The 19,197-nt window shown below is 51.8% G+C and carries 15 protein-coding genes; 11 read left to right on the top strand and 4 right to left on the bottom strand.

The window, feature by feature from the left end:
- Positions 1-8: 8 nt before the first annotated feature.
- From HPS53_RS07825 to HPS53_RS07815, 3 genes are all read right to left on the bottom strand, one after another.
- Positions 9-845 (bottom strand): S1 RNA-binding domain-containing protein, encoded by an 837-nt coding sequence (locus HPS53_RS07825; RefSeq protein ID WP_104368828.1) that lies wholly within the window; start codon positions 843-845, stop codon positions 9-11.
- On the bottom strand, positions 842-1,633 hold the full coding sequence (locus HPS53_RS07820; protein ID WP_104368827.1) for an ABC transporter ATP-binding protein: 792 nt from the start codon (positions 1,631-1,633) through the stop codon (positions 842-844). The genes HPS53_RS07825 and HPS53_RS07820 overlap by 4 nt, the downstream gene beginning before the upstream one ends.
- A 297-nt stretch (positions 1,634-1,930) precedes the next feature.
- The gene (locus HPS53_RS07815) at positions 1,931-4,048 is read right to left on the bottom strand and encodes a cation:proton antiporter (protein ID WP_104368826.1); all 2,118 of its coding nucleotides are present in this window, start codon (positions 4,046-4,048) and stop codon (positions 1,931-1,933) included.
- 133 nt (positions 4,049-4,181) lie between these two features.
- Between HPS53_RS07815 and HPS53_RS07810 the strand changes: the two genes are divergently transcribed.
- The 3 genes from HPS53_RS07810 (at position 4,182) to HPS53_RS07800 (ending at position 7,102) form a co-directional block, all read left to right on the top strand.
- Complete coding sequence (locus tag HPS53_RS07810; RefSeq protein ID WP_172205505.1) at positions 4,182-5,192, top strand: aspartate-semialdehyde dehydrogenase; 1,011 nt, start codon at positions 4,182-4,184, stop codon at positions 5,190-5,192.
- Positions 5,193-5,442: 250 nt separating this feature from the next.
- Positions 5,443-6,138, top strand: a complete 696-nt coding sequence (locus HPS53_RS07805; RefSeq protein WP_104368560.1) for an SIMPL domain-containing protein — start codon at positions 5,443-5,445, stop codon at positions 6,136-6,138.
- 106 nt (positions 6,139-6,244) lie between these two features.
- Positions 6,245-7,102: an enoyl-ACP reductase gene (locus tag HPS53_RS07800; RefSeq protein ID WP_172205503.1), complete on the top strand. Its 858-nt coding sequence runs from the start codon at positions 6,245-6,247 to the stop codon at positions 7,100-7,102.
- A gap of 284 nt (positions 7,103-7,386) precedes the next feature.
- Here HPS53_RS07800 and HPS53_RS07795 read toward each other — a convergent pair whose 3' ends face one another.
- On the bottom strand, positions 7,387-10,068 hold the full coding sequence (locus HPS53_RS07795; RefSeq protein WP_172205502.1) for a 4-alpha-glucanotransferase: 2,682 nt from the start codon (positions 10,066-10,068) through the stop codon (positions 7,387-7,389).
- 738 nt (positions 10,069-10,806) lie between these two features.
- Between HPS53_RS07795 and HPS53_RS07790 the strand changes: the two genes are divergently transcribed.
- From HPS53_RS07790 to HPS53_RS07755, 8 genes are all read left to right on the top strand, one after another.
- Positions 10,807-11,391, top strand: a complete 585-nt coding sequence (locus HPS53_RS07790) for a hypothetical protein (RefSeq protein WP_104368747.1) — start codon at positions 10,807-10,809, stop codon at positions 11,389-11,391.
- Between the two features lie 56 nt (positions 11,392-11,447).
- Positions 11,448-12,068, top strand: coding sequence for a cob(I)yrinic acid a,c-diamide adenosyltransferase (locus tag HPS53_RS07785; RefSeq protein WP_172205501.1), 621 nt, complete (start codon positions 11,448-11,450; stop codon positions 12,066-12,068).
- 53 nt (positions 12,069-12,121) lie between these two features.
- The gene (locus HPS53_RS07780; protein WP_004342485.1) at positions 12,122-12,343 is read left to right on the top strand and encodes a DUF2795 domain-containing protein; all 222 of its coding nucleotides are present in this window, start codon (positions 12,122-12,124) and stop codon (positions 12,341-12,343) included.
- A gap of 560 nt (positions 12,344-12,903) precedes the next feature.
- Positions 12,904-13,476 (top strand): DUF3575 domain-containing protein, encoded by a 573-nt coding sequence (locus HPS53_RS07775; RefSeq protein WP_371410494.1) that lies wholly within the window; start codon positions 12,904-12,906, stop codon positions 13,474-13,476.
- 25 nt (positions 13,477-13,501) lie between these two features.
- Complete coding sequence (locus tag HPS53_RS07770; protein WP_104368750.1) at positions 13,502-14,923, top strand: DUF3868 domain-containing protein; 1,422 nt, start codon at positions 13,502-13,504, stop codon at positions 14,921-14,923.
- A 76-nt stretch (positions 14,924-14,999) separates the two neighbouring features.
- Positions 15,000-17,015: an Mfa1 family fimbria major subunit gene (locus HPS53_RS07765; protein ID WP_172205500.1), complete on the top strand. Its 2,016-nt coding sequence runs from the start codon at positions 15,000-15,002 to the stop codon at positions 17,013-17,015.
- Positions 17,016-17,022: 7 nt separating this feature from the next.
- On the top strand, positions 17,023-18,033 hold the full coding sequence (locus HPS53_RS07760; protein ID WP_104368751.1) for a FimB/Mfa2 family fimbrial subunit: 1,011 nt from the start codon (positions 17,023-17,025) through the stop codon (positions 18,031-18,033).
- Positions 18,034-18,040: 7 nt separating this feature from the next.
- On the top strand, positions 18,041-19,174 hold the full coding sequence (locus tag HPS53_RS07755; RefSeq protein WP_104368752.1) for a hypothetical protein: 1,134 nt from the start codon (positions 18,041-18,043) through the stop codon (positions 19,172-19,174).
- The last annotated feature ends 23 nt before the right edge of the window (positions 19,175-19,197 follow it).

The raw sequence follows: 19,197 nt of genomic DNA, 5'->3' as shown, positions 1-19,197 counted from the left end.
ACGTGGTATCACACCAATGTGATCCCGTTTTCATCGATGCTTATCAGTCTTTTGCGGTACAGGTCGCCGATAGCTTTTTTATATGCTTTCTTACTCACTTTAAAGCGGTCGGCAATCAGTTCTGCAGGGCTTTTGTCTCCCAGTTCGCAGTGTCCGTTGTTCTCTTGTAGATACCGTAGCAGCGTCTCGGCAAACTCTTCTGTGTGCCGGTGCCCGGTAGGCTGTAGCACAATATCTATTTTCCCGTCCTGACGAACGTGGTCGATATAGCCTTTCAGCCGGTCGCCTGTGGTCAGCGGTCGGAAGATGCGGTCATCATATACCAGTCCCGAAAACTTATTGTCCACTATAACCTTAAATCCGAGTTCTGTTTTCTGCCACACGAGTAAATCGACCTCGTCATTATGTCGATACAACGGGCGTTCATTATCCAGATACCGGTCAACCTTTGCGGTCGCCATCAGTCTGTAACTGTCCTCGTCTACCGTCACATATACTATATACGACGAGCCTGTAACCATACGCTTTTTCTGCTCGCGGAACGGGCAGAAAAGGTCTTTCATCAATCCCCAGTTGAGAAACGCGCCGTATTCGTTGACCCAGGCCACTTCGAGATGCGCAAATTCTCCCACCTTGGCCAATGGCTGCTGGGTGGTTGCTATGAGGCGCTCGTCTTGGTCGAGATAGATGAATACGTCTATCTCATCGCCTGTTTTGGCGCCTTTCGGTACATAACGTGTCGGCAATAGTATCTCTCCTTCGTCTCCACCGTCGAGATAGAGTCCGAAATCCACCGATTTTACGATGGTCAGTTTGTTGTAGTCGCCTAATTTTATTCTGTTCATTTGTCGTCTTCTTTTATTTGGTTTATTATGGTGGCTGATGCCGTCGGGGCAGTGGAAGTGATGTCCTCTGTGGAATATGCCGGGCTTTCCGATCCGGCGTTGGTAGATGTTTCCTCTGCCGTGCCCGTGTCGGCGTCAGTGTCAAGCAGTCCGTCGCGCATTTTTATTGTTCGGTCAGTGGTCGCCGCGAGTTGTTCATCGTGTGTCACTATGACGAAAGTCTGCCCGAACTTGTCGCGCAGTTCGAAGAAAAGCCTGTGCAGCTCGGTTTTGTTTTGAGAGTCGAGACTGCCCGAAGGCTCGTCTGCCAATATCACGGCCGGGTTGTTGACAAGAGCCCGTGCCACCGCCACCCGCTGCTTTTCTCCGCCCGACAGCTGTCCAGGCTTGTGGTCGGCACGGTCTGCCAGCCCCATGAATTCCAGCAGTTCCTTTGCTCTTTGTCTGGCCTCTTTGGTCGGTTTACCTGCTATATATGCGGGAATCATTATGTTTTCGAGTGCCGTAAACTCGGGCAGCAGCTGATGAAACTGGAATACGAAGCCGATGTTGAGGTTTCTGAACTCAGCCATTTTGTTTGCGTTGAGGCTGCCTATGTCCACACCGTCGATTATCACCGAGCCGCTGTCGGCTTTGTCGAGTGTGCCCATTATCTGCAAAAGTGTGGTCTTTCCGGCTCCGCTCGGTCCGACGATGCTCACCACTTCGCCTTTGTTTATTTCAAGGTCTATTCCTTTCAATACTTCGAGCGTGCCGAAACTCTTTTTTATTCCTTTTATCGTTATCATAATATTTTATGCGTTTCGTTGATTTGTAAATGATGTTTTTTTTATTGAAAACTATTGTTGTGGCATGCGGGGATATGTGCGGACGGGAATTTCTTTTATGGAAATGTTTTCTTAATGATAGGGTGGCAGAGGATGTTAATATCGTAGAAGGGATTTTCTTATGGCGGGTATGTGGAGCAGTTGTCGGGTAGGTGTTATTGGGTTGGTAGGTTATAGTGACATTACAACAGCATGTGTTTTTTTCTCATCTCCTTCTTCCTTACTTCCCATCTCCTTACTTCCCATCTCCTTCCTTTACTACTTCTTCTGAAACAGTTTCATGATAGTGGAGTATGCGCTTTCCTGTTCCTGGCGTTGCGGAGCGGTGAATGTCATTGCATCCTGCGGCTGTCCGTTTTGGTCGGGATATACAATCATCAGACTGCAACCGGAAAAGTTGTCGGTCAGTTCTTCAGGCAAATGCTCGAATGCCGGTTTGTAAGACACCGTGCCGGGGCGTGCCGTTATCACTACAAGCAGGTGATCGTCGGCCACTGTTCTCGACAGTCCGGTAAACTCTTTCCAGTGCTGCATAAGCATGTATTCAGCCCTTACCTCGGGATACCTGTTGCGTAAATATTCAGCTATGAGCGTTGTAGTGTTCTCCCTGCCGTGGAAGATGATGCGGCAACCGAGGGCGTCTGTAAGTCTGGCGAGCCGCTCTGTCCACCGGTAGAAGCCCGGTTCAAACTCCACTCTCGACGGCACGGCCACGTGTATGCGCCGCAAGGTGCTTATAGGGGCTGTCAGCCGGCAAATCATTATCTGGTTGTTTATCTCGCTGATGAGTCCTTGTGTATACGCTCCCCAGAAAGTGTCTCCCGGACTTGTCAGCCTGTGAAGTCCCATTATTATTTCAGATGCGTCGTTTTCCTTGAACGCGTGCTTTATCCCGTTGGCGATGTTGATGGCAAGCCTGCTCTGTGTCTGCATCCTCACGTCGGCGGCTATGGCCGTGGCTTCCGCCATTTCGAGAATTTTTCGTCCGGCGTTGCGGTTGCGGCTGCTGTATATGTCATCGTATACCACGTTCAGGCCCACCAGGCCGCGGTTCAGCTTCTTGTTGCGCATTATGATGGCCATGCTCACCAGTCCTTGCGCGTCTTCCTCGTGTTGCAGCGGCAGCAGTATTTTCTCGTCGTCTCCCTGCTCCTTGTTGCCGTCAGGCTGCATTTTCTCTTTCAGCAGTATGCTCCGTGCCGAGCCTTCCACCATAACCGAACTTATGATGCACGTGAAGAGAATCATCATCACCACGCCGTTCAGCATTCCCGAGTCCACGAGATATGTGCCGTCCGGCATTTTCAGGTTCATTCCCACCATCGTCATGGCTATACTGCCGGCGGCGTGCGCTTCGGTGAGTCCGAACATCATGTGTCCCGACAGCAGCGGCAACTTGAAGCCGAGGCACGACACGTATGCGGCGGCGGCCTTGCCCAGCGTGCCCACTGCCACTATGCAGAACACCACCCACAGCGTGCCTAAACTGTGAAAGAGCACCCCTATGTCGATCAGCATTCCCACACCGATGAGGAAATATGGTATGAACAGGGCATTGCCGATAAACTCGATCCTGTTCATCAGCGGTGATACGCCGGGTATGAACCTGTTGAGCGTCAGTCCGGCAAGGAAAGCTCCGAAGATGCCTTCCAGACCACAGAACTCAGACATCGCGGCACTGAAAAACAACACCAGCAGCACGTATATATACAGCATCACCGAGTCGGCGCAGCGGCGGAAAAACCACCGTGTTATTCTCGGGATTATGAAAGTCAGTCCGATGCAGAATACCGCCACCTTGGCTGCGAACGCTATCCAGAATGTGATGCCCGCCTCACCTTCGTTCACTCCCACTATGGCGGCAAGCAGCAGCAGTGACAGCGACAGGGCTATCATCGACGAGCCTACGCTGAGCGCCACGGCGGGATGTTTTTGAAGACCGTATTTCAGCACTATCGGATAGGCTATCAGCGTGTTGGATGCCAGTATGCACGAGAGCAGCAGCGATGCCATCGGCGAGTAGCCCAGCAGCGAGATGCCCGTGAAATAGCCGAGAACGAAAGGCAATATAAACGTCAGCAATCCGAAAACCACAAAGCGCGTCTTCTTCTGCATGATGTCTTTGAGGTTCATTTCGAGGCCGGCCAGAAACATGATGTACAGCAATCCCACCTTGCCGAACAGCTCGAACGACGAGTCCCGTTCAAGAATGTTCAGCCCATACTGCCCCACGAGCGTGCCGGCGAGTACCATCCCGATGATGTGCGGGATGCGGAAACGTGACATGATGAATGGTGCGAAGAGTATGATAGACAGCACGACAAGAAATATCAGCGTCGGGTCTGTTATCGGGAAATAACTGGATATATCTGGCATGGTTATTCATTGGTTTACAATTCGGGTGCAAAGTTGCAAAAAAAATATCATATATAGGCTCGATTTACCTCAAAAGTTGTAATTTTGCACAGTCATTGAGAGATAAATTTTACATATTAATATAAAAATACCAATGAGAGTAGCAATAGTTGGAGCGAGCGGAGCGGTAGGACAGGAGTTCCTGCGTGTGCTCGCAGAGAGAGATTTCCCTATGGACGACCTCGTCTTGTTCGGATCCGGGCGCAGCGCCGGTACCAGATACACGTTCCGCGGCAAGGAGTATGAAGTGAAGCTTTTGAAGCACGGCGATGATTTCAAGGATATTGACATAGCCTTTACTTCTGCCGGAGCAGGCACGTCGAAAGAGTTTGCCGACGACATAACCAGATACGGTGCGGTGATGATCGACAATTCGAGTGCGTTCCGTATGGACGATGATGTGCCTCTCGTTGTGCCCGAGTGCAATGCCGCCGACGCCCTCAACCGTCCCCGTGGCATTATCGCCAACCCCAACTGCACCACAATCATGATGGTGGTAGTACTGCAGCCGATAGAGCGGCTAAGCCATATCCGTCGCATACACGTGGCAAGCTACCAGAGTGCCAGCGGTGCCGGAGCGGCTGCCATGGCCGAGTTGCAGCGGCAGTATGGCGAGATTATCGCCGGCCGGCCGGTGACAGTCAGCAAGTTCCCGCATCAGCTGGCGTATAACGTGATACCCCAGATAGACGTGTTCCAGCCCAACGGATACACGAAAGAGGAGATGAAGATGTTTAACGAGACCCGCAAGATAATGCACAGCGACGTGAAGTGCTCGGCGATGTGCGTGCGAGTGTCGTCGCTCCGTGCCCATTCGGAGTCGGTATGGATAGAGACCGAAAGTCCCGTGACGGTGGAGCAGGCCCGTGAGGCTCTTGCCGCCGCCCCCGGTGTGACGCTTCAGGACGACCCCGACAACCTCGTATACCCGATGCCGCTCGACACTGCCGGCAAGGACGATATCTACGTGGGTCGTGTGCGTCAGGACCTTGCCGATGATTGCGGGCTTACTTTCTGGCTCAGTGGCGATCAGATACGCAAGGGTGCCGCGCTTAATGCCGTGCAGATAGCCGAGTACCTCATCAAGGTTGGCAGCGTAAAATAGTCCGACGGTAAAAAAAGGTCTAAGTGTAAGTAAGGTAAAAACACGTGACGTCACAATTGAACCGCGTCCCAAAAGTTTGATGGAAAACTTTTGGGACGCGGTTTGTTGTCGTGTGCCTTTTCCCTGCTAAGATAAATGAAATACGCGCCCGGTCTGTTAATTAAGCATAAATATCAGGCGGTGGCATCGTCAGCCGGCGCAACAAGTCGTATATTTACATCGAAATAAAAACCAAGTAATACATAAAACCATGAACAGAATTAAGGAAGCGGCTATCATAGCCATCGGAATCATAGGTCTCGGCCTGTGCATAAAAGGGGGAATAGACGATTTTGTAAATAAAGACCGCAAGGTTACAGTGAAGGGACTTGCCGAGAAAGAGGTGGCGGCCGACAAGGTGACATGGCCTATACAGACCAAGGAGTTGGGTGATGACCTGCCCGCTCTGTACGACAAGATCAGCGAGACCACGGCCAAGGTGAAAACGTTTCTGCGCCGTAATGGAATAGCGGAGAGCGAGATAAGCGTGAACGCGCCGCTCGTCACCGACCTCAAAGCCGATCAGTATAATGCCGACCGGCACAGGTACCGTTACATCATAACATCTACAATCACCGTTACGTCGCGCAATGTCAAGCGCGTGCGCTCGATAATAGCCCGCCAGGGTGAGCTTTTGAAGCAGGGAGTGGCCGTGGTAGACGCATACGCCGGCAGCGTGGAGTATGAGTATGTGTCGTTCCAGAAGATGAAACCGAAGATGATGCAGGAGGCCATACGCAACGCCGAGAAGACGGCAGAGCAGTTTGCCGAGAACAGCAATAGCCGCCCAGGAAAGATTATGACCGCCGATCAGGGCCAGTTCTCCATCTCAGACCGTGACTCCAATACGCCGTACATCAAGAAACTGCGTGTCGTAACTACTGTGACATACTCTCTCGAAGACTGATGTCCCGTACTGTGCGATATAGCCGATACTCATCTTTTTCTCCAAAGAATTTGTCTGTTTTACGTAAAAGTTGTACTTTTGCCAACTGAAACAAACAAAAATAAAGATGACTCACAATTTATTGAAAGGAAAGCGCGGCATAATCTTCGGCGCGCTCAATGCCGAGTCCATAGCATGGAAAGTGGCAGTGAAAGCAGTTGAGGAGGGAGCTACAATCACGTTGAGCAACACTCCGATGGCACTCCGTATGGGAGAACTGGACGAACTGAGCAAGCAGTTGAACGCCCCCGTTATCCCTGCCGATGCCACGAGCGTGGAAGATTTGGACAAGGTGTTCCGCGAGTCGGTGGAACTGCTCGGCGGAAAGATAGATTTTGTGCTCCATTCCATCGGTATGAGCCCCAACGTGCGCAAACACCGCACCTATGATGACCTTGACTATGGTTATCTTCAGAAGACACTCGACATCTCGGCCATATCATTCCACAAGATGCTCCAAGTGGCGAAGAAGCAAGATGCCATAGCTGATTACGGCTCGGTAGTGGCTCTCACATACGTTGCTTCGCAGCGCACGTTCTTCGGCTACAACGACATGGCCGACGCAAAGAGCATGCTCGAAAGTATCGCCCGCAGTTTCGGATATATCTATGGTCGTGAGAAAAATGTACGTGTGAACACCATTTCACAGTCGCCCACACCTACAACTGCCGGTAAAGGCATAAAGGATATGGACAACCTGATGGACTTCGCAAGCAAAATGTCGCCTCTCGGCAACGCTTCGGCAGAAGAGTGCGCAGAGTATTGCGTCATGATGTTCTCCGACTTCACGCGTAAAGTCACGATGCAGAACCTCTTCCACGACGGTGGTTTTTCGTCGATGGGTATGAGTCTGCGTGCCATGAACCAGTATGCCAAAGACCTTGCGCCTTACGAAGACGAGAACGGAAACATCGTTTACGGATGATTTAAAGGTAAAAAAGTAAAAAGGTGGAAAAGTAGAAAGGGTAAGACATTGCGGAATACGCGATGATATTAATTAAAAGGTGGGGAATAACGGCTTGGTCGTTTTCTCCACCTTTTTTATTTATTGTTTATCGGTCTTGTAGGAACGGAATTATGGATTATAGAATCTTGTTTTATTGCTCATGGATATGCCGTCGGCGCTTTTATTAAGCGCTTTCCGTTTTTCCGCAATGTTTTCCCCTTTCTACTTTTCCACCTTTCTACTTTTCCACCTTTTAACTTTTATTATCTTCCGCTTTCTATTATCATGCTCTTTGTCTTGCTGTTGAACCCGTCTGCCTCCATGAGTTGCTCTATGGTGAGGTGCATGCGGTATCTCCAATAGTGGCGTGGGTTTGCCGGAATGTTGATGCGCTCAGCGTCTTTGTCGGGCAGCCGCAGTTTTTCATCTGTGGCGAGCCAGTCTTGGAGCGACAGAAGGCATAGCATGGATGGACTTGCGAGCTGTCTGTCAACAATGTCCTCGGCCAGCCATCCGGGCAGAGGATGCGGGGCGTCGCCGGCCTTGTGTAGCACGGTGTTGAAGTATTCGCGTGCCCGTTGTTCGTCCTCGTCCCACCATTGGCGCAGTGTCGGCATGTCGTGCGTGCTGAAAGTGCATACCGAGCGATACGGGTTTTGGCTCAGATCGCCGAACCGTAAGCCCTCCGTTTTCGGCATCGACTGTATTTCAAGGCTCAAAATGCGCAGCTCGTTCATCACTCCCGGCACGCAGGCGGGCACCATCCCGAGATCTTCCGCGCATACGAGCATACGGGTGGCCTGGATAAGCAGTGGCAGCTTCTTCATCGCCTCGTCGTGCCAGAAAGAGTTGTTCCTACGGTAGAAATAGTCGTTGTAAAGGCGGTTGAAAGCGTGCCTGTCTTCGTCACATAACGTTTCGTATACGAAGTCGCCCTGTACCCCGATGCGCGGGTGAAATTTGTCGTTGTCATTATGGTCCCGCACGAAGAGCACATCACTGATCAGTGCGTACAGCCCGTCACGCAGTTGTGTGTCCGCCGGTGCCGTCATGCCCTTGAAGGCGGCTTCCACTTTGCGCTGTGTGTCGTATTCGGGTCTCATCCTCCACATGTCGCCATGGCAGTGTTCGAGATATTTCGCTTTCACTTCCGGGGCCTTGTCGCCGAACGACTGCTCTATCGCACGGTCGGATATGAACGGCTCGGTGAAGTGCTTTTCGTTGAATGGCAGTCCGTATGCCTCAATCTCGCCCCGCGTCATTCCGAGCGACGGCGCAAACTGTCCGAGCAGTCCGTGTACCGAGTGCGACGGGATTTCCCATATCCTGAAAAAGCCCAGCACGTGGTCTATTCGGTAGGCGTCGAAGTATTGCGCCATCTTTGTGAACCGGCGCACCCACCACCGGCATCCGTCGGCCGTCATCTCGTCCCAGTTATATGTCGGGAAACCCCAGTTCTGGCCGTTTGCCGAGAAAGCGTCCGGTGGCGCTCCGGCCTGTCCGTCCATGTTGAAGTATCTCGGTTCCACCCACGCTTCCACTCCGTCCCGGCTGATGCCGATGGGTATGTCGCCTTTGAGTATCACCCGTTTGCTGCGTGCGTACTCATGTACTTCACGCATCTGGGTGTCGAGATTGAACTGTACGAAATACCAGAAAGCCACCTCTTTGTATTCCGTCGTGCCACGGTTTCCCATCCGCTCACGCTCATCGTCGGTCAGTGTCTTGTGGTCGGGCCACTCGCCGAATGTCGCCGTGCCGTACATGTCGCGGTAATGGCAGAACGCCGCGTAGGGTACCAGCCACTCCCTGTTGGCGTCGAAGAACGTCTTGAACTCCGCCGACATCATCACCGTGGCACCCTCCTGTGCGAACAGTTCGCGCAGATATTCCGTTTTCGCCCTGTTCACCCGTTCATAGTCTATCTGCGGCAGCGCGTTCAGTTCCCTCCGCAATCTCTCGAAGTGTTTCCGCCGCGCTTCGTCTTTCAGGGCGGGCAGCCGGCGGAAGTCGGTATACTGCGGGTGCAGCGCGTATATGCTTATGCTGTTGTAGGGATAAGAGTCTGTCCATGTGTGTGTCATGCCGGTGTCGTTTATCGGCAGCACCTGTATCACCCGCTGTCCCGTCATGTCAGCCCAGTCTGTCATCAGTCTGAGGTCGCCGAAGTCGCCCACTCCGAAGCTGCCTTCCGAACGCAGCGAGAATATCGGGATTACCGTTCCGGCCGCTCTCCACGGTGCCCGGTCAAACCGTGCCTGCGGCAGTTCCAGTACAACCGTTTCACCCTCCTTTACGGTGGGTATGGCGATGCGCCTGTTGCTACCGGTCTCCCATGCCGTCGAACCGTCTATGTCATCAATGGTTACAAACTTGAACTCAGTCTCTTGTCTGCCGAGTGCGGCCGCGTCGATAACCGCCACCCACTCGTGGACTCCATGCTCTTTCATCATTATGGCCTCTTCGGGCCGCCAGCCGCCCATAGCCGCGTCGTTGCCGGTAACGGCCAGCCGCTCGCCCTGTCGCAGTTGCGGTGCCCGCACCTTGATGCGCAGCGTGGCCGCGAATTCCGTAGCGGCGCTTGTGTCCCGCTTGCGAGCCTCCACGCAGTCGGTAAAGGCAGCGCTGTACATGTATGCGTCGTCGGGCGTGTCTGTCCAGTTGTCGTACATCGTGTACCGTGTGACTTCCGCGCCGGCAAACTCAACCCGGTGACGCTCCACCGGCCATTCCTTGCGCACCATGCAGCCTTCACGGCATACGGCATAGAAATAGTCCATGTATGTTCCAGGCCGTGCGTCGGCCGTAATCTCGCACGTCCAGTGCATGCCGTCTGTGGTGCTCATGCCGTGTGCGGCCACTGTCCCGGCGTCTCCGTCGGTGATGTTCAGGGTTAGTTCCTCGCCGAACACCGTGCGGTATTCCAAGTGAAAGAGTAGTTTCATTATATCGGTTATAAGTTTATCTGTTTCTGTATCGTGGCTTGCCGCCACATTATTTATAACGTTGTTTTACGTTAAAACAATACATGGCGTTGTGATTTATTTATGTGATCGGCATGTACTCTTCACCGTGTGCGGGTGTGACAGCCTTGAATGCTCATATTTGTGACAGACTGTGTGACGGGTATGATGGTCTTGAAACCACGGTCTGACGTCTGTCGTCCCGTGGCTGCGAATAATATTTACAAAACACCTTTCAAAACTCGCCCGTTTCAAAATTAAAGTCCCGTGGGCCGAAAATACCGCAGTATTTTACCGCTTGGTGCAACCGGTTGATACTCAGTGTGATATGTTGGTGTCGTATGTCTGCGGAGCCAAACGGTCCGCCATCGTTTCGCAACGGGCATCCCGTTACCTTGCGTTTAGCGTCCCGTTGCGGCGCGACGAGCGTCTAAACGTCTTGCGGTTAACCGCCAAACGCATTCCAAAGAGCGCCCCGTCGCGAAAAAACGGCGTGTTTTTCATTCCGCGCCGGCCGTTCTATCGTGATGTGTATAGCGCTCCGTATCGGATTGTTTTTCTATTTCAACGGAAAACAAAGTGTTAAATCCGTGACATTTTATTTACTTTCTTACGTCATGCTGAGAGCCGGTTTCGTGCCGTCGGGTGATGCCGCAATCCAATTATAAAGGCATCATGGCACAATATAGCGGCCGAAAATGCGTTTTAAGTCATGAAAATATGATAGTGAGTGAAAGCATATATATACTGAAAGAAGCGCTCGTGTGGCTCAGCCGCATAGGCCGGTGCAGGGGATTTGGCGTGCAGTCGCCCACAGACTACTCGTTCATACGCTATGTGGTGAACGAGCATTATCCGTATTATGCCTATGCCGACCTTGCCGCACGTCATCCCGCCGACGGCAGGCTGCAAAGGAAGCTGGGACGCCTCTGCATGAGGATAGCCAACTTTCTGCAACCCTCCGTGATTGTGAACGGATGTGTGTCCGACAGCCTGCCCGATTATCTGCGTGCCGGTTGCCGCCGTGCCGCCGTGCGTAGTGATGCCGCTGATGCGGATACGGCAGATCTTATTGTCGTTCCGGCCACGGCCGGCGGGGAGCGGCTTTTTGCCGATGCGGTAGGGAAGACGACCGGGCGGTCTGTCCTCGTGGTCACGGGGATAAAAGACAGCCGTGCCGCGCGCCGTTTCTGGCGTGCCGTGGCGGCCGACAGGCGTGTAGGTGTCACTTTCGACCTGTATTATGCCGGAGTCGCTTTTTTCGATACGAAGAGATATAAGCATAACTATATAGTGAACTTCTGACAGTCCCCGCTGTCAGGTTTTTGGCGGCGGGGCGAGGAATTTTGGATATCAAGACGATGAAAATAACAAAGGTATATACGAAAACCGGCGACGAGGGAGCGACAAGTCTTGTCGGCGGAATACGGATAAGCAAGGCCGACATACGCCTTGCCGCATACGGCACGGTAGACGAGCTTAACTCGCAGTTGGGGCTGCTCGCCGCTCATATTTCGCACGAGGCGGAAGCCTGCCCGGATACACGGCCCGGAGCACACGGGCCGGAGTGCGGCCCGGCCCACGATATTGAAGTGATAGAGCGCATACAGTGTTGTCTGTTTAACGTTGGCACGCATCTTGCCACAGACCGGAGCCGCACGCCTCTATATGACTCGGCGAAGCTGCCTGCGGGCGAGGTGGAGCGCATGGAGAGGGAGATAGACACCCTGATTGCCTGTGTGCCCGAGGTGTCAGGCTTCATACTGCCCGGCGGTACTGTCGCCGCGGCCACGGCACATGTATGCCGCACGGTGTGCCGGCGTGCCGAACGCGAGATTGTGGCGCTGGCCGCGCAGGCCGAAGTGGCTCCCGAGATATGCCGGTATGTCAACCGCCTGTCAGACTATTTGTTTGTTTTAGCTAAAAAAATAAACTTTATGGCAGGTAAAAGTGAAAAAATGTGGACAACTCCTTGTGATTAAGAAGAAAATTACTACTTTTGCGACGAATTCAAAACTGATAAAATTTAACCGCTATGTATTGGACACTTGAATTAGCATCAAAGCTCGAAGACGCGCCATGGCCCGCCACGAAAGATGAGCTTATCGACTACGCTACCCGTTCGGGAGCACCGCTCGAAGTATTGGAAAATCTGCAAGAAATAGAAGACGAAGGTGATGTATATGAAAGTATAGAGGACATCTGGCCCGACTATCCCACGAAAGAGGATTTTCTATTCAACGAGGACGAGTATTGAAATGTAAAGATATGTGAGCACGGCAACAGTGTTTTCACGTATAGAAGAGGCAGCCCCGTATATCCGAAAGGAGTCCGGGGCTGCTTCTTTATGCGTCTCCGGCTCTGTGGCCGGATATAGTCATGGCACGTGGGTGTTTTGGTGTTGATGCCGGTTATTAGGCCGTTATGGTTGGACAAATGTTAAATTATATATATTTTATTGGTTATTAACAATTCGGCAACTCGTTGATAATCAGTATTTTAAAAATCGGGGGGGGTGGTTTTTAACGTTAAATAACTTTTTATCCCTTTGTTTTTCTGTTTCTGATAATTAATTTTGCACAACTTTTTAAATAGCTCCGCCTTGTGGGGCATCGGAAATCCTGTCTTGGGATGTGGATTTGTTAGACATATAAGACCGTTTCCCGGCTCGGTGTTTTCATCGTGAGGGAGGGATAACAGCGAGTTGAGGATATTTTTATATCACGATTTGGGTACTTTGTATACTTAGAAGGCAAAACAAAATTAAACGACATATATTAAAATAATTCTTTTGATATGAATGCCAGACTTAAAATAATGTTATTATCGTTGGGCATGATGTTTGTCGTATCGAAGTCGGCTGGACAAGACGTTGCTTTGAAGACAAATTTACTTTATGACATTGCGGCATATACCGCCAATGCCGGTGTGGAAGTGGGGCTTGCTCCACGCTGGACAGTGGATGTCTCCGGTAATTACAACGCATGGACACTTTCGCATGATCGTAAATGGAAGCACTGGTTGGTGCAGCCTGAGGCACGGTATTGGCTGTGCGACCGCTTCGCCGGGCATTTCTTCGGTGTCCATGCTCTTGGCGGCGAATACAATGCGGGACATATTAAAAACAGCATATCCTTTCTCGGTACGGACTTCTCGCGGCTTTCAGACAAGCGGTTTCAAGGCTGGTTTGCAGGTGCCGGCATAGCATACGGCTACGCATGGATACTCAGCCGGCACTGGAACCTTGAGGCAGAGGTCGGTATCGGCTACATATATACCAAGTACGACAGTTATCCCTGTGCCACGTGCGGCAAGAAGATAGACGAGGGTAAGTCGCATAATTATGTCGGGCCGACCAAGGCTGCGGTTAATTTGGTATACGCATTCTAATCGAAACAAACGTTTTTTATCTGATATGAAAAGTATTATAGCCAGGATATATTGCGTGTGCCTGCTGCTTGCGGCCTGTCTGGCGGATGCCGGCGCGCAGGCCATACTCGACGAGCGGGTGCGGATCTCGGATCTCTCGGTGTCTCGTTCGGACGGGAAATTGTTTGTGGCGATGAGCATCGACGTGACGGCGCTTGACGTGAAGAGCAACAACGAGATTATAATCACGCCGGTGGTGCGGGGCAAATCGGACGAAGTGAGGCTCAAGCCGGTGATGATTGCCGGCCGAAACCGTTATTACCACCATCTTCGCAATACCGGTGCGGATGCCGACAGCATGGATGTTTATCGTCATGGCAGTGTGTCGGTGGTCGAATACCGCACTGTGGCACCCTACCGGTCATGGATGGGAGGAGCCGATATGAACGCCGTATGCGAGACCCGCGGCTGCTGCTCCGAGTCGGAAAGCATGGGCGTGGACCGGCTTGCGCGGCTCGACGTCGAACCGAAAGTGTATGAGCCGAGGCTCATCTATGTCTCTCCGAAAGCGGAACCGAAGATACGTGACATGCAAGGCTCGGCATACATAGACTTCCCCGTGAACCGCACGGAGATATATCCGGGCTATCGCAATAATCCGGCCGAGTTGCAGAAGATATGGCATACGATAGACACAGTGAAGAGCGACCCCGACGTGGAGATCATTGCCCTTACCTTCAAGGGATATGCCTCGCCGGAAGGATCGTACTCTAACAATACCCGCCTGGCCAAAGGTCGCACGGCGGCGCTTAAAGAATATGTGCGCAAGCTGTATGACTTCCCCGCAGGCCTGATAGCCACGGACTATGAGCCGGAAGACTGGGAAGGACTGGAGAAATACGTGGCGGAGTCTTATATGGACAACAAGGAAGACATACTTGCCATCATCCGCGGCGGTCTCGAACCTGATGCCAAAGACCGTAAAATCAAGACGGCATATCCGAGGGAGTATGCTTTCCTGCTTAAGAATGTATATCCGGGACTACGCCACTCGGACTATGTGGTGAGATACAAGATCAGGCAATATACCGACATAGCGGAAATAAGGCGCATGTTGAAGACACAGCCGCAGAAACTGAGCCTGCAAGAGATGTATATGGCAGCCGGGGAGATGGAGCAGGGCAGCGACGAATATGCCGAGACGTTCGAGATTGCGGTGAGAATGTATCCCGATGACGCTACGGCCAACCTGAATGCCGCTTGTACCGCCCTGGCGCGCAGGGACATGAAAGCGGCCGAACGCTATCTGGCGAAAGCCGGCGATACGGCCAATGCCGTATATACGCGTGGTGTGTATGCCGCGATGAACGGCGACTACGACGCTGCCGGACGGTTGTTCGCTGAGGCTGAGCGCGGTGGATTGAAAGAAGCCGGAGCCGAGATCAGACGGCTCGAAGAGTTCAGATGAGCATGATTATAATTCGAATAACAATCAAACAGACCAAGACAATAAAAGGTAGAAACTAAAAAACAGAACAAAAAAAATGAGAGTCAAGAGCAGATTTTTATCGGGTATCCTTGCCATCGGCATGTTGACGGGATGCAGTAACGACGAGATTTTGGTAAACGACGGTAGCGACAATCCTGTTGTAAACAACGGAGAGAAGGTTTACATGGCGGTGAACGTGAAGCTGCCGACTGCGGGAGGAACACGCAGTGAGACCGAAGGCGGCGGACAGTCGACAGGCGGAAACGAGGTGGGAAAGGACTACGAGAACAATGTCTCGACGATGCTTATCGTCCTTGCTGACAAGGACAACAAGATTGTCACCTACTCAACGGTGGACAACCTCAATACCGATGACGCCGGTGTGGTGGATAAAGGAGATGGCTCGCTTGAAATAAAGAATGCCACGGTGACAGCCACGGCATCGTTCAAAAAGACGGCAATAGCCACATATTACACGGGAGACCACATGGATGCAGGTACCGGACAGTTGAAGTCGGAATATGCCGATGTCCATGTGTTCACGTTCTGTAATTATACGGAAGATTTGAGAAAAGCGGTGGAAAAGTCAAGCGGTGCCACCACAGACGCGGAGGCCACGGCATGGACAGACGCTGTTTGTACTGTCAACGAGACTAAGACAGGTGTGGCAGGTGTCAACCCCTGGGCAAAGAATGCAGTATTGATGTCCAACAAATCTTTGGAGACAAAGGCCATACCTTCCAAACTCGACGATTGGAATGCTTATGCTTTCGTGACATCGCCTTTCAACCTGTCGGGCAGCAATGCCAATATTAACAACGGCGGGGCAATTAGCGTGGAGCGCTCGGTGGCGCGTTTCGATTTCAAGGACGGCAGTCCGGCGGCGACACCCGCCAATACTTACTATGTAGGTAAGGAAACGGATGCTACACTGATGATGGAGCTGACGAAGATGGCTCTTGTGAACATGAGCAAGAAGTTCTATTATCTCCGTAGGGTATCTGACGATGGACTGCCCGGTGGCGCCGGCTTCGGTATTTGCGGCAACGAGCATTCTGAAAACTATGTTGTCGACGTGTTCGCTCAGGACAAGTATGACCACAAGGTCGGTGATAATACTGCCGGCAATAAGTTCTCAAACTATTTTAATTTCTGCCTTGGATATGGTGAAAGCCATGCCGACTGGACTATAAATGAGTATGCCCGCAATCAGTGGTTCACATCGGAGATAAGCGAAGTGCTTGGAAATGAAGATGATAATGACGACACTTGGAACAAGCCGGACAGCAAGGGTGATTACAAGATATGGCGCTATGTGACGGAGAATACTGTCCCTGTGGCTCCCAACGGCCAGATACGTCAGAACAACGGCATAACAACGGGTGTGGTTTTCAAGGGTAAGTTTATGGCGATAGACGGTAAAACGCCTGCCCTTCTGAAGGGTGCCATAGAAAAGGCGGCCGGATATAATAGCGAGACGGAACTTAAAAACGGTGATACCCCGGTGCTATACGTGTTTGATAACACCATATATGTAGGTTGGAAAGGTGCTGCGGATGAGAAAGACCCGCAGGATGTCATAGCCAGTGCGTCTGCCGCCGCGGAAGGAACGGCTCTGTTCCGTGCCGTATTCGGAGAGGGTGCCAAGAAAGACGAGACAACCGGTGAGGTGACTCCCGTAGCGGGATCGCTTGCCGACATATATGATAAAAACGGAGGATTTAACGATGACTTCTGTGCCGCGGCGACCAAGGTTGGCTTCACTATGTATGAGGCAAGCTATGATGAGGAAGATGGCGGCGGATACTACTGCTACTATTACTACTGGAACCGCCACAACAACAATGACGACCCGACAGTGATGGGCCCGATGGAATTTGCCGTTGTACGTAACAACGTCTATAAGCTGGCGGTGACGGAGATCGGCAAGTTGGGTCATCCGCGTGTGTCGAAAAACGATCCCGATCCGGTAGACCCCGATACTCCGGATGAGAAAGGCGACCTGTATATCCGTGTTTCGGTTGAGGTCTTGCCGTGGGTTGTCCGTGTGAACGATATTGTCTTTAACTAATCGGACGATGAGAGAAAACAGACGGAATATGATTTCAAGGCTCATCGGCGCGGTTCTCGCCGCGCTGATGACAGCCTCTTTTTCTTCGTGCGAACGCATTTATGAAGACTTGGAGGCCTGTCCGCATGGCGTGTCACTGCGTTTTGTATATGACTACAACATGGAGTTTGCCAATGCTTTTCCGTCAAAGGTGGATTGCCTTACGCTTCTTGTGTATGACAGTGAGGGCAACTATGTGACGACGATAACGGAAAAAAGCGATGCTTTGGCCGACGAATCATACCGTATGAGACTCGATCTTGCCGCCGGTACCTATCGTTTTGTGGCATACGGCGGCATCGCCTGCGAGCGGAGCTCGTTCTCGATGATACCCGAGCCGGTTGCCGGCTTGCGCCATTCGGACCTACGTGTTGTCATGGATGCCGATTGCCTTACGGTGCAGGAACGTAAGAACCTGCACGGGATGTATTGGGGAGAGCTTACTCTCTCTACCGCAGACCTGTATAGAGAGGGTGTTGTCAAGATGATGAAGAACACCAATAATCTAAGGATAATGCTTCAACAGGTGGACGGTATCAAGGTTGACAATAATGATTACGACTTCTTCATCGAAGACGATAACACTCTTTTCGGACCGGACAACGATTTGATTGCCGCAGGAACGGTTACATACACGCCGTGGACGAAAGGGCAGGCGGTGGTCGGCAGACTGCCGGACGGCAGCGACGTGGAGGCTGCCTATGCCGAGTTGTCCGTTTCCAGACTGATGACGAAAAACAGTCCCAGGCTGATTGTGCGCCGTCATGCCGACGGTTCGGAAGTGATCAACATTCCGTTGAACAATTATCTGCTCGCTTTCAAGAGCGATTTGTATCCTAATATGGGCAAACAGGAATTTCTCGACCGCAAGAGTGAGTGGCCGATGGTATTCTTTCTCGGCCACGACATGGAGTGGATGAGCGCCTATATAAAGATTGAAGACTGGGTTGTGAGGATAAACGATATATCTGGAATATAGATACGAAATGTTTAAGTCCATACATATACATACTATTGTATTATGGCTTTCCACTTTCCTGTTTGCCGGATGCGGCGAGAGCACGGATGACTATGCTTTCGTCGACAAGCCTGTTTGGGTCAATCTGGCTATAAGCGTTTCGATGACCGATGTGTCTTTGCCTGTGGTAAAGACCGTTGCCGATGCCTCTTCGACCGTTGCGGGGAACGTTGCCGATAGCCCGATGCCCGGCACGAGGGCTGCCGAAGACGCTCTTCCGGCCGGCAACAACGAGAAGATCAATACGCTGCGCATCGTCATCGTGCGCCCTGACGGCATTGTGGAATACAACCGTTTTATCAGTCTTTCGTCAGCTGTCGACAGTTATGGTGATGAGAAGTTCGAGGTATTGGGTAACGAGAAGAAGAGAATTTACCTTTTTGCAAACGAGGGCACTGAGATAAAGACGGCCGAAGGCACGATGCGCAAGGTGGTCGATTACGACCTCGCTGCCATAAAGGAGGGTGAGCGGTTTCCGGCCGCCGACATATCAGGCCTGCGCATCAGGCTCGAAGACAATACCGAACAGCTTGCAGGGCCGTTGCCCATGAGCGAGTGTCATGACATCACGGTGGGCGGGACAGACAGCCGTCATGAACTGTTTGTCACCCGTGCCGCGGTCAAGTTCTCTTTCAATATCACCAATAACAGCGGCCGGAACATCGTTCTCAAAGGTCTGACGATAGCCCGGATGGCTAAGGAAGAGTATTATCTTCCGAAGAACACCATCTATAATGATGTCGTGATAGACGGGGTAGACTGCAAGGAAATCACTTCTTACGATGTACCGTCCGATGTCGGTTATTATGAGTATGGCAGCGACAAGGGGCTGAGCGAGACCCTGTCGGCGGGTAGCAAGGTGTCATTGTCACCAATATATCTTCTCGAAGGTAAGTATACGGCGGTCGATGACGAGCGCAACTATTCCATGAAGATATTTTTCGACGGCATGGAACTTGGCGACTGGTTCCCGAAACTGTCGCGCCTTCCCCGCAATACACACGTGATTGTCAACATAACGATAGGCAAGACGGCCGTCGATTGGGATGTAGACGTATTGCCTTATATACCGGTAGACCTTGATCCGGAGTTCGGTTTGTAAAATATCAAGTTCATGTTATTCAG

The organism is Prevotella sp. PTAC (assembly GCF_013166535.1).
GTDB lineage: Bacteria > Bacteroidota > Bacteroidia > Bacteroidales > Bacteroidaceae > Prevotella.
Note: the sequence above shows the minus strand (reverse complement) of the source record. Positions and strands in the feature narration are given on the sequence as shown.

Excerpts from the sequence above, each read along its gene's own strand:
- HPS53_RS07825 (WP_104368828.1), bottom strand. The coding sequence starts at position 845 with ATGAACAGAATAAAATTAGGCGACTACAACAAACTGACCATCGTAAAA.
- HPS53_RS07820 (WP_104368827.1), bottom strand. The coding sequence starts at position 1,633 with ATGATAACGATAAAAGGAATAAAAAAGAGTTTCGGCACGCTCGAAGTA.
- HPS53_RS07815 (WP_104368826.1), bottom strand. The coding sequence starts at position 4,048 with ATGCCAGATATATCCAGTTATTTCCCGATAACAGACCCGACGCTGATA.
- HPS53_RS07810 (WP_172205505.1), top strand. The coding sequence starts at position 4,182 with ATGAGAGTAGCAATAGTTGGAGCGAGCGGAGCGGTAGGACAGGAGTTC.
- HPS53_RS07805 (WP_104368560.1), top strand. The coding sequence starts at position 5,443 with ATGAACAGAATTAAGGAAGCGGCTATCATAGCCATCGGAATCATAGGT.
- HPS53_RS07800 (WP_172205503.1), top strand. The coding sequence starts at position 6,245 with ATGACTCACAATTTATTGAAAGGAAAGCGCGGCATAATCTTCGGCGCG.
- HPS53_RS07795 (WP_172205502.1), bottom strand. The coding sequence starts at position 10,068 with ATGAAACTACTCTTTCACTTGGAATACCGCACGGTGTTCGGCGAGGAA.
- HPS53_RS07790 (WP_104368747.1), top strand. The coding sequence starts at position 10,807 with ATGATAGTGAGTGAAAGCATATATATACTGAAAGAAGCGCTCGTGTGG.
- HPS53_RS07785 (WP_172205501.1), top strand. The coding sequence starts at position 11,448 with ATGAAAATAACAAAGGTATATACGAAAACCGGCGACGAGGGAGCGACA.
- HPS53_RS07780 (WP_004342485.1), top strand. The coding sequence starts at position 12,122 with ATGTATTGGACACTTGAATTAGCATCAAAGCTCGAAGACGCGCCATGG.
- HPS53_RS07775 (WP_371410494.1), top strand. The coding sequence starts at position 12,904 with ATGTTATTATCGTTGGGCATGATGTTTGTCGTATCGAAGTCGGCTGGA.
- HPS53_RS07770 (WP_104368750.1), top strand. The coding sequence starts at position 13,502 with ATGAAAAGTATTATAGCCAGGATATATTGCGTGTGCCTGCTGCTTGCG.
- HPS53_RS07765 (WP_172205500.1), top strand. The coding sequence starts at position 15,000 with ATGAGAGTCAAGAGCAGATTTTTATCGGGTATCCTTGCCATCGGCATG.
- HPS53_RS07760 (WP_104368751.1), top strand. The coding sequence starts at position 17,023 with ATGAGAGAAAACAGACGGAATATGATTTCAAGGCTCATCGGCGCGGTT.
- HPS53_RS07755 (WP_104368752.1), top strand. The coding sequence starts at position 18,041 with ATGTTTAAGTCCATACATATACATACTATTGTATTATGGCTTTCCACT.